Here is a 10,585-nt window from a genome sequence, read left to right as displayed (position 1 = left end):
GGCGTCCCCTAGGGGATTCGAACCCCTTTACTCACCGTGAAAGGGTGATGTCCTAGGCCTCTAGACGAAGGGGACAGGAAAACTTTTTATGGCCCGTGGCGAAAAAAAACCGGCTCATCAGCCGGATTCCTTGACTCACTCGACGTGACCCACACGAGGCTTGTTGGCGGAGCGGACGGGACTCGAACCCGCGACCCCCGGCGTGACAGGCCGGTATTCTAACCAACTGAACTACCGCTCCAGCGCTTTCATCGATTGCGGCGCCGATGGCAACCGCCGATGTTTCTGGCGTCCCCTAGGGGATTCGAACCCCTGTACTCACCGTGAAAGGGTGATGTCCTAGGCCTCTAGACGAAGGGGACAGGAAAACTTTTTATGGCCCGTGGCGAAAAAAAACCGGCTCATCAGCCGGATTCCTTGACTCACTCGACGTGACCCACACGAGGCTTGTTGGCGGAGCGGACGGGACTCGAACCCGCGACCCCCGGCGTGACAGGCCGGTATTCTAACCAACTGAACTACCGCTCCAACTCATCCATCGCTTGACGAAAGCTTCGACGCTTTCGCAATGTGCAGCGCTTTCTAGCAGCCGCCGATGTTTTGGCGTCCCCTAGGGGATTCGAACCCCTGTACTCACCGTGAAAGGGTGATGTCCTAGGCCTCTAGACGAAGGGGACAGAAACTTGGGTAAATCTCTGTCTTGCTACGTTCTTCGCTTAAGTCTTCTGCTACTGCAGCGAAGACCGAAATTCTATACAGCTTTCTGTTACTTGTGAAGTCTTTTTTGCGACAACCTGACTCAGCAAAAAGACCTCAAACCGTTCTGTGGTGGAGGTAAGCGGGATCGAACCGCTGACCTCTTGCATGCCATGCAAGCGCTCTCCCAGCTGAGCTATACCCCCTTGCAGAACAGAAACGAGATTCTAAAGGGCACTTTTGAAGTTGTAAATACCTTTCCCCGCCCTGTCTGAAATTTTTTTATGCTCCACGCCCGAATCTTGCGCAATCCTTCTCAAATCACGCCGACGTCTTCTCCAGCCGCTTGAGAACCGTCTCACGGCCGAACAGCATCAGCACCGCATCGATGGATGGCGTGTGCGTCGTGCCTGCCACCAGCAGACGCACCGGCATCGCGAGGTGCGGCATCTTCAGCTTGTGAGCGGTGAGCGTCGACTTGATCGCGGCCGCGATCGCTTCCTTCGTCCATTCGACTTCGCCGAGCGCCGTGCGTAAATCGGCGAGCGCCGGGCGCACCGCGTCGGTAACGTGCTGCGCGAAGGCCGCCGGGTCGATAACCGGCTCCTTGTAGAACATAGCAGCGTTTTCGGCGATCTCCTTCACCGTCGACGCGCGGTCCTTCAGCAGCCCGACCACCAGTTCGAGCGGCGCGCCCTGCTCGGTCGCGCTGGCATCGACGCCAAGTTCGGCCAGGAACGGTTTGGCGAGCGTCGCCAGGCGCGCGTTGTCGGCTTCCTTGATGTAGTGTGCGTTCAGCCAGTTGAGCCTGTCGTGGTCGTACTGCGCCGGCGACTTGCCGAGGTGATCGAGATCGAACCACTCGACGAACTGCTCGCGCGAGAAGATTTCCGCGTCGCCGTGCGACCAGCCGAGACGCGCGAGGTAGTTCACCACGGCTTCCGGCAGATACCCGGCATCGCGATAACCGGTCACGCTCATCGCGCCGTGGCGCTTGCTCATCTTCTCGCCCTGCTCGTTCAGCACGGTCGGCAGGTGGGCGTACACCGGCACGTCGCCGCCCAGCGCGCGCAGGATGTTGATCTGGCGCGGCGTGTTGTTTACGTGATCGTCGCCGCGAATGACATGCGTGATGTTCATGTCGAGATCGTCGACGACTACGCAGAAGTTATACGTAGGCGTGCCGTCCGGGCGGGCGATCACGAGGTCGTCGAGTTCTTCGTTCGAGATTTCGACTGTGCCCTTCACCGCGTCGTCCCAGCTCACTAAGCCGTTCAGCGGATTGCGAAAGCGTACGACGGGCTGAACGCCGTCCGGCACCGGCGGTAGCGTCTTGCCGGGTTCGGGGCGCCACGTGCCGTCGTAGCGCGGCTTTTCGCCGGCGGCGCGCTGGCGCTCGCGCAGCGCGTCGAGCTCTTCGGTCGACATGTAGCAGTGGTACGCGAGGCCTTGCTCGAGCATCTGGCCGATCACCTCGCGGTAACGGTCCATCCGCTGCATCTGGTAGAACGGGCCTTCGTCGAAATCGAGTGCGAGCCATTGCATGCCTTCGAGGATCGCGTCGACGGAGGCGTCGGTGGAGCGCTCGACGTCGGTATCTTCAATGCGCAGCACGAAAGTGCCCTTCATCTTGCGCGCGAACGCCCACGGATAAAGCGCGGAGCGGATATTGCCGAGATGGATGAAGCCGGTCGGGCTCGGAGCGAAGCGGGTGCGGACTTGCGTGGTCATTGGCGTTTTACTCGATGGCAGAATGCGCTCGCGTTTCGGGGCGAAGAACGCGACAGAAAGTCACGTTAAGTCATCCTTAAGCGCGGCGCTTCAGAATGCGAAGCTCGGGGCGCAGCATGCGAACGATGCGTCGGCGGTTCAGTTTTCAGCGTGCGGGATGCGCGCAATTCCCGCGCCGCGCCGCCGAACAAAATGAGACGGAATTATACTCGCCGCCCGCTTTTTACCGGCGCCAGCGTTTCGAGTTGCTTTATGATGTGCGCGCTATTTTCCAGGATGCATGCACGTCGTGGGCGGTCGCATCGATCGCCCGATATGAGAGATACCCCTTGAAATCATCGTCCCCTCGCCTTTCGCGCCGTGCGTTTTCGGTTGCGGCCGCATCGGCCGCGCTCGCCGCGTGTTCCACGACCGGCAGCAACATCGTCGGCAATAGCGGTTCTTCGGGCGCTGCAACGAACGCGCCGCCGCCCAAGGCCGAGCCGCCGCGCCAGTTGCGCGTCGGGCTCGCGCTCGGCGGCGGCGCGGCGCGCGGCTTCGCGCACATCGGCGTGATCAAGGCGCTCGAGGCGCGCAACGTCCGCGTCGACCTGCTCGCCGGCACGAGCGCGGGCTCGGTGATCGCGGCGCTGTCGGCGTCGGGGATGAACGGCATCGCGATCAACAAGCTCGCGCTGACGATGGACGAAGCGTCGATCAGCGACTGGGCGATGCCGTTTCGCACGCGTGGCATCCTGCAAGGCGTCGCGCTGCAGAACTACCTCAACAAGACGCTCGATAACCGGCCGATCGAAAAGATGGCGAAGCCGCTCGGCGTCGTCGCGACGGATTTGCGCAGCGGCCAGCCGATTCTCTTTCAGCGCGGCAATACCGGCGTCGCAGTGCGGGCTTCGTGCAGCGTGCCGTCGATTTTCGAGCCGGTGAAGATCGGCGCGCATGAATACGTCGACGGCGGACTCGTGAGCCCCGTGCCCGCAGCGTTCGCGCGCAAGATGGGCGCGGACTTCGTGATCGCTGTCGATATCTCGGCGCGGCCGGAATCGGCGCTCACGCAAAGCTCGTTCGACGTGCTGATGCAGACGTTCACGATCATGGGCCAGACGATCAAGGCCTACGAACTCGATAAATATGCCGATGTCGTGATCCGTCCGAATCTGGCGGCGATGAGCGGCAGCGATTTCGGCCAGCGCAACGCGGCGATTCTTGCCGGAGAGGAGGCAGTGGCGAAGGCGTGGCCGGAGTTGCAGCGTCAACTGGCGTCGCGAGGCGCTACGGCCTGAGAAACACAAAAAGCCCGCGTCTCACGAAGCGGGCTTCTGGAACAACCGAGCGAATCAGTTACTGATTGCCGATCGTCGCGCTCACGCGCTGGCGAAGATCGTTGCCGTCCATCGGGAAAGCGGCGTCGATGCGGCGTGCACCGGTGTAGCGCTTCTCCCAGTAGGCGTTCTCCATGTCGTCGACGCGGATCGTGCTGCCCGTTGAAGGCGAATGCACGAACTTGTTGTCGCCGATGTAGATGCCGACGTGCGAGAACGAGCGACGCATCGTGTTGAAGAACACAAGGTCGCCTGGCTTGAGTTCGCTCACGCGGACCTTCTCGCCGACGCGGCTCATTTCCTCCGCACGGCGCGGCAAGGTCATGCCGAGCGTGTCCTGGAAGACGTAGCGCACGAAGCCGCTGCAATCAAGGCCGGAGTCCGGCGTATCGCCGCCCCAGCGATAGCGCACGCCGATCATGTTCAGCGCGCCGACGACAACGTCGCCCGCCTTGCTGGCCATGCCGGAGAGGAAAGATTTGGTGCCGGAGGACGAAGTATTTCCCGATTCAGCGACCGGGTAGACATCGTTTGCTTTAGACGACGAAAAAATGCCATTGCTGGCATTTTGTTGAGAATTGGTGACTTCGTCGGCCATCGCCGTCGAAGCTGCTGTCATCAGTAGGCCGATCAACATGCCAGCGGCGGCGCGCATGCATGTCTGAGTCAAGGTGATTGGCTGCATCGGTCGGTAGTTTTTGCTAAGAAAGGCTGAAAAATCAGGGGCATACGTAAAGTTTGGATGATACTAGACAGATATTATTTGCCTGTCAAAAGATATAGAGAAAATCAATCACTCCCCGCACCTAATTGGTGAGAAGAGTGAGATTTAAGCGGCCAAGGCCGCTTTGAGAAGTTTCCGAGTGTAGGCGTGCGACGGCGTCGAAAAGATTTTCTCCACTTCACCCGTTTCGACGACAAAACCGTTCTGCATCACCGCGACGCGATGCGCCATCGCGCCGATCACTTCCAGGTCGTGGCTGATAAAGACGTAACCGAGGTTGTACTTCTTCTGCAGGTCGGCGAGGAGTTTCAGCACCTGCATCTGGATGGATACATCGAGCGCGCTGGTCGGCTCATCGAGGATCAGGATGCGCGGTTCCAGCACGAGCGCGCGCGCAATCGCAATCCGCTGGCGCTGTCCGCCCGAGAATTCGTGCGGGTAGCGCTGCAGCGCCGTCCGGTCCATGCCGACCTCACGCAGCACCGACACCACTTTGGCATGACGCGCGGCGGCATCCATTTCCGGTCGATGCAGCGCGAGCCCTTCGCCCACGATCCGCTCGATGGTCTGGCGCGGCGACAGCGAGCTGTACGGGTCCTGAAACACCACCTGCATGTTGGAGCGCAACACCGTCTTTTCGCGTCCGCGATAGTCGGCGAGCGCGCGGCCCTGAAATTCCACCGCGCCGTGCGAGATGCGCTGCAGGCCGAGGAGCGCCATCGCGAGCGTCGATTTTCCGGAGCCCGACTCGCCGACGATTCCCAGCGTCTCGCCCTGCCGCACCGACACCGACACGCTATCCACCGCCTTGAACGCCCCGCGCCGGAACCAGCCGGCGACGCCCGGCAGCTTCATCGAATAGTCGACGGAGACGTCCTTCGCGTCGAGCAGCAAGGGCGAGAGCGGCAGCACCGGCAGCACCGCGCGCTGCGGGCGGCTCTGCAAGAGGCGCTGTGTATAAGGATGCTGCGGCGACGTGAAAATCGACTCGACCGTGCCCTGCTCCACCAGCAGGCCGTTCTCCATCACCGCGATGCGCTCGGCGAAGCGGCGCACGAGGTTCAGGTCGTGCGTGATCAACAGCACCGCCATGCCGCGCTTTTCGGCTTCGTCGCGCTGCAATTCGAGCAGCAGATCGACGATTTGCGCGCGGATCGTTACATCGAGCGCGGTGGTCGGCTCGTCGGCGAGCAGCAGGCGCGGACGGCACGCCAGCGCCATCGCGATCATCACGCGCTGGCGCTGGCCGCCGGAAAGCTGGTGCGGATAGCTGTCGATACGCCGCTCCGGCTCCGTGATGCCCGTACGCGCGAGCAACTCGATCGCGCGCTTGCGGGCGTCGCGTGCACTGATGCCATCGTGCAGCTGGATCGTCTCGATGATCTGGTCGCCGACCGTGTAGAGCGGGTTCAGCGCGGTCATCGGTTCCTGGAAGATCATCGCAATGTCGGAGCCACGCAGGTTGCGCATCGCGTGCTCGCTCTTCGTCAGCAGTTCCTCGCCGGCGAAGCGGATCGAGCCGGACAGTTCCGCCTCGCGCAACAGACGCAGGATGGAAAGCGCCGTGACGCTCTTGCCCGATCCCGATTCGCCGACCAGCGCCACGCGCTCGCCGGCTTCGATCGTGAGACTCACGTCATCGACCGCGACGGTTTGCCCGAACCGCACGCGCAGCTTGTCGATTTGCAGCAGCGGCGCGGCGCTCATTGGCCGCCTCCGGCTTTGACCGCGTCCGCGATGCGCGTGTCGAGCGCGTTGCGCAGCGCGTCGCCCATGAACGTCAGCAAGAGCAGCGTCGCAACGAGCACGCCGAACGTCGAGAGCGAGATCCACCACGCGTCGAGATTCGCCTTGCCCTGCGCGAGCAGTTCGCCGAGCGACGGCGTCGGCGACGGCACGCCGAGGCCGAGAAAATCGAGGCTCGTGAGCGCCAGGATCGCGCCGCTCATGCGAAACGGCAGGAACGTGATGACAGGCGTGAGGCTGTTCGGCAGGACGTGACGCCAGATGATCTGCCAGTTCGACAAACCCATCGCCCGCGCGGCGCGCACGTAGTCCTGCGTGCGATTGCGCAGGAACTCGGCGCGCACGTAATCAGAGAGCCCGATCCAGCCGAAGAGCGACAGCAGGATCACGAGCAGCAGCAAACTCGGTTCGAAAATCGACGCGAAGATGATAAGCAGGTAAAGCTCCGGCAGCGCACTCCAGATTTCGATCAACCGCTGGCCGGTGATGTCGGTCCTGCCGCCGAAATAGCCTTGTACCGCGCCCGCCAGCACGCCAAGTACGGTGCCGATCGCCGTCAGGACGAGCGCGAACAGCACCGATACGCGAAAGCCGTACACGAGCCGCGCGAAGACGTCACGCCCGCGATCGTCGGTGCCGAGCCAGTTTTCGCGCGACGGCGGCGCCGGGTTCGAGCCTTTCGAGAAGTAGTTGAGCGTGTCGTAGTAATAGTGATTCGGCGGGTACACCGCGAAGTTGCCCGGTGCGCTGAAGCGATCGCGCACGAAGGGATCGAGGTAATCGGCGGGCGTCGGGAAGTCGCCGCCGAACGCCGTCTCCGCATAGGTCTTCACGAGCGGAAAATAGAGCTTGCCCTGATAGCGCACGACGAGCGGCTTGTCGTTCGACCACAGCGGCCCCGCCAGGCTGATCGCGAACGCGACGACGAACACGATCAGACTCCAGTATCCCAGCCGATGCTGCCTGAAGCGCAGCCACACGCGCCGGCCCGGCGTGATCGAAACGTGCGGGCGAAGCGGCTGGCCGTCGGTAGCGGTCGCGTTGCGTCGCGACGATGCGGCTCGGTTCAAGTCAGCGCTCCAGTTGTTCGAATTGAATCCGCGGATCGACCCAGACGTAGCACAGGTCCGAGATCAGCTTGGTCGCGAGCCCGATCAGCGTGAAGAGATAGAGCGTGCCGAGCACGACCGGATAGTCGCGCCGCACGACGGACTCGTAGGACAGGAGGCCGAGGCCATCGAGCGAAAAGAGCGTCTCGATCAGCAGACTGCCCGTGAAGAACGCGCCGATGAACGCCCCCGGAAAGCCGACGATCAGCGGCAAAAGCGCGTTGCGAAACACGTGCTTCCACAGCACGCGCCGCTCGGACAAACCCTTCGCGCGCGCGGTCAGCACATATTGCTTGCGGATTTCGTCGAGGAAGGCGTTTTTCGTGAGCATCGTGATGACCGCGAAGCTGCCCACCACCGACGCCACCACCGGCAACGTGATGTGCCACAAATAATCCACAATTTTGCCGCCGAGCGAGAGCGTCGCCCAGTTGTCGGAGGTGAGGTTGCGCAGCGGAAACAGTTGCCAGAACGTGCCGCCGCCGAACAGCACGAGCAGCAGCACGCCGAGCACGAAGCCCGGAATCGCGAAACCGATCAGCACGATGAGACTCGTCGCGACGTCGAATTTCGAGCCGTTGCGCACCGCTTTTGCAATCCCGAGCGGCACCGATATCAGATAGGTGATGAAGAACGTCCACAAGCCGATGCTGATCGACACCGGCAGTTTCGACACGATCAGCGACCACACGCTCTGATGCCGGAAATAGCTCTCGCCGAGATCGAAGCGCGCGAACTTGCCGAGCATCGACACGTAGCGTTCGAGCGGCGGTTTGTCGAAGCCGTAGAGCGCCTTGAGTTGCGCGACCTGCTGCGCATCGACGCCCGTATGCGTGCGCATGCCGAACGCGCCGCCCTGCTCGCCGCCGCGCCGCAAGTCGTGCACCGCCTGTTCGACCGGGCCGCCCGGCACGAACTGGATCACGGCGAAGGTCAGCGTGAGCACGCCGAGCAGCGTCGGGATCATCAGCAGGATACGTTTGAGGATGTAGCTCCACATGGGCGGCGTCCGGTTCGTTTCTGTGGCTCGTGGAGTTTATTTCGAGCTTATTTCGGTACGGGCTTGAACCACCACGTCGACGTGATCCAGTCCTCGGCGGTGTAGTAAAGCGGCAGCGTCGACGGGTACGCGAGCGTGTTGCGGTAAGCCACCCGATGCGTCGCCGAATACCAGTGCGGGACCACATAGTAGCCGTGCATCAGCACACGGTCGAGCGCGTGCGTGGCGTCGACGAGTTGCTCGCGCGTCTGCGCGGAGACGACCGCCTGCAGGATTTTATCGACGGCAGGCGATTTCACGCCCGACAGGTTGTCCGAACCCTGCTCGTCCGCCGACTTGCTCCCGAAACGCGACACTTGCTCCGTGCCCGGCACCTGCACGTCAGGCATGCGCACGCTCGTCATGTCGAAATCGAACGCGTCGAGGCGCTTCTGGATCAGCGCGTAATCGACCGTGCGGAAGTTGCACACGATGCCGAGCTTCTGCAGGTTGCGCGCGAACGCCGCCGCGACCGGCTCCATCGACGCGCCGCCGCCGGTGTCGTCGAGAATCTCGAAGACAAATGGCTCGCCTTTCGCGTTGCGCAGCGCGCCGTCGCGATAGGTCCAGCCCGCGTCGGCGAGCAACTGGCGCGCCTTGATCAGGTTTGCGCGCAGCGAATCCGGAGGCGGCGCGGTGCGCGGCTGCTGCACCATCTCGCCAAACACCGACGAATCGAGCTCGGCGCGCAGCGGGTCGAGCAACGCGAGTTCGCCCGCGGACGGACGGCCCTTCGCCTGCAGTTCGCCGTTGACGAAGAAGCTGTCCGTGCGTCGGTACTGGCTGAAGAACAGTTGCCGGTTGAGCCATTCGAAGTCGAGCGCGAGATCGAGCGCCTGGCGCACGCGCACATCCTGAAAGAGCGGCCGGCGCACATTCATGAAGAAGCCCTGCATGCCGCTGCCGTTGTGATGCGGGAATTCGCGCTTGATGAGCTCGCCGCTGTCGAAGCGCTTGCCGATGTCGCGCCGCACCCAGTTGCGCGCGACGTTCTCGACGAGCACGTCGTATTCGCCCGCCTTGAAGGCTTCGAGCCGGGCGACGCCATCCGAGTACAGCTTGTAGTCGATCCGCTCGAAGTTGTACGTGCCGACGCGCACCGGCAAATGCGCGCCCCAGTACGCCGGATTGCGCTTGTAGGTGATCGTGCGGCCGTTGTCGTAGCGCTCGATCAGATATGGGCCGCTACCGATCGGCTTCTGGAACGCGAGCTGATCGAAGTCGATGCGCGTGCCGTCGGGCTTCATGCCCCACTTGCGCGAAAACACCGGAATGCCGCCCGCGAGCAGCGGCATCTCACGCGTGCGCTGCTTGAAATCGAAGCGGATAGTGAGCGGATCGATCACGACGGCGCGCGCGATCTGGCCGAAGTACACCGAATACTGCGGCGCGGCCTTCGGGCTTTTCAGCGTCTCGAAGGAGAATTTGACGTCGTCCGCGGTGACCGGATCGCCGTTTGAGAAGCGCGCCTTCGGATTGATATGGAACGTCGTCGAGAGGCCGTCGGCGGCGACGGCAATGTCGTCGGCGAGCAGGCCGTAGGCAGTCGAGATTTCGTCGAGGCTGCCCGTCGTCAGGCTCTCGAACATGAAGCCCAAGCCGGGCGCGGGGTTGCCGCGCATCGTAAACGGATTGAACTTGTCGAAGCTAGTCAGGCGGTTCGGGTTCGCGAGGACGAGCGTGCCGCCGCGCGGGGCGTCGGAGTTGACGTAATCGAAATGCCTGAAGTCCGGCGGGTATTTGGGCTCGCCGTATTGCGCGATCGCGTAGACGGCGAACGCCGCGTGCGGAAACCCCAAACCGATCGACCCGATCATCGCGCTCGCGAAGAGAAGACGGGCGACCCGTCGCGACGCGGCCGTGATGCGAGTCGTCATAAGCCCCTTTTTGGACGATAAGTAGGAGATGGCTGATGGCGCAAAAGCCGCGCGGTGCTTAGGGCGACGGTTGCAATGTGAGAGAATTCTACCCAAAATCCCGCGCGGGCTTGGGCGGCGCGGCGCCGCCGGGCAGGGCGCAAGCGCGATATTGATAACCGCAGCTTCGCTGCATGGGGCCGGAGTAAGCGCTGAATCGCTAACGCCAGCCGACCGCAGCTTCGCTGCATGGGGCTGGAGTAAGCGCTGAATCGCTAACGCCAGCCGACCGCAGCTTCGCTGCATGGGGCCGGAGTAAGCGCTGAATCGCTAACGCCAGCCGACCGCAGCTTCGCTGCATGGGG

At 62.7% G+C, this 10,585-nt stretch carries 7 protein-coding genes and 6 tRNA genes; 1 reads left to right on the top strand and 12 read right to left on the bottom strand.

The features are described 5' to 3' along the window. Positions 1 to 2 precede the first annotated feature (2 nt). The 7 genes from AWB65_RS33470 to gltX form a co-directional block, all read right to left on the bottom strand. Positions 3 to 75, bottom strand: a tRNA-Glu gene (locus tag AWB65_RS33470). 89 nt (positions 76 to 164) lie between these two features. Beyond that, a tRNA-Asp gene (locus AWB65_RS33465) sits at positions 165 to 241 on the bottom strand. Between the two features lie 45 nt (positions 242 to 286). Then, a tRNA-Glu gene (locus AWB65_RS33460) sits at positions 287 to 362 on the bottom strand. A gap of 89 nt (positions 363 to 451) precedes the next feature. Further along, positions 452 to 528: transfer RNA gene (locus AWB65_RS33455), tRNA-Asp, on the bottom strand. Between the two features lie 73 nt (positions 529 to 601). Next, positions 602 to 677 (bottom strand) — tRNA-Glu (locus AWB65_RS33450). Positions 678 to 826: 149 nt separating this feature from the next. Next, positions 827 to 902, bottom strand: a tRNA-Ala gene (locus tag AWB65_RS33445). A gap of 115 nt (positions 903 to 1,017) precedes the next feature. Continuing rightward, complete coding sequence (gene gltX, locus AWB65_RS33440; RefSeq protein ID WP_087671095.1) at positions 1,018 to 2,427, bottom strand: glutamate--tRNA ligase; 1,410 nt, start codon at positions 2,425 to 2,427, stop codon at positions 1,018 to 1,020. Between the two features lie 329 nt (positions 2,428 to 2,756). On the opposite strand from gltX, the gene AWB65_RS33435 reads away from it, so the two are divergent. Then, the gene (locus tag AWB65_RS33435; protein WP_087671096.1) at positions 2,757 to 3,707 is read left to right on the top strand and encodes a patatin-like phospholipase family protein; all 951 of its coding nucleotides are present in this window, start codon (positions 2,757 to 2,759) and stop codon (positions 3,705 to 3,707) included. Positions 3,708 to 3,765: 58 nt separating this feature from the next. On the opposite strand, the gene AWB65_RS33430 is transcribed toward AWB65_RS33435, so the two are convergent. The 5 genes from AWB65_RS33430 to AWB65_RS33410 form a co-directional block, all read right to left on the bottom strand. Next, positions 3,766 to 4,431, bottom strand: coding sequence for a C40 family peptidase (locus AWB65_RS33430; RefSeq protein ID WP_087671094.1), 666 nt, complete (start codon positions 4,429 to 4,431; stop codon positions 3,766 to 3,768). 144 nt (positions 4,432 to 4,575) lie between these two features. Further along, positions 4,576 to 6,177: an ABC transporter ATP-binding protein gene (locus AWB65_RS33425; protein WP_087671093.1), complete on the bottom strand. Its 1,602-nt coding sequence runs from the start codon at positions 6,175 to 6,177 to the stop codon at positions 4,576 to 4,578. Continuing rightward, positions 6,174 to 7,286 (bottom strand): ABC transporter permease, encoded by a 1,113-nt coding sequence (locus tag AWB65_RS33420; RefSeq protein ID WP_087671092.1) that lies wholly within the window; start codon positions 7,284 to 7,286, stop codon positions 6,174 to 6,176. Before AWB65_RS33420 ends, AWB65_RS33425 begins: the two co-directional genes overlap by 4 nt. Before the next feature lies 1 nt (position 7,287). After that, complete coding sequence (locus tag AWB65_RS33415) at positions 7,288 to 8,325, bottom strand: microcin C ABC transporter permease YejB (protein WP_087671091.1); 1,038 nt, start codon at positions 8,323 to 8,325, stop codon at positions 7,288 to 7,290. A 47-nt stretch (positions 8,326 to 8,372) separates the two neighbouring features. Further along, positions 8,373 to 10,181: an extracellular solute-binding protein gene (locus tag AWB65_RS33410; RefSeq protein WP_235008035.1), complete on the bottom strand. Its 1,809-nt coding sequence runs from the start codon at positions 10,179 to 10,181 to the stop codon at positions 8,373 to 8,375. Positions 10,182 to 10,585: the final 404 nt, after the last annotated feature.

It is taken from the genome of Caballeronia humi, from assembly GCF_001544475.1.
GTDB lineage: Bacteria > Pseudomonadota > Gammaproteobacteria > Burkholderiales > Burkholderiaceae > Caballeronia > Caballeronia humi.
The sequence above is the reverse complement of the archived record's forward strand: the minus strand, read 5'-3'. Positions and strand labels throughout refer to the sequence as shown.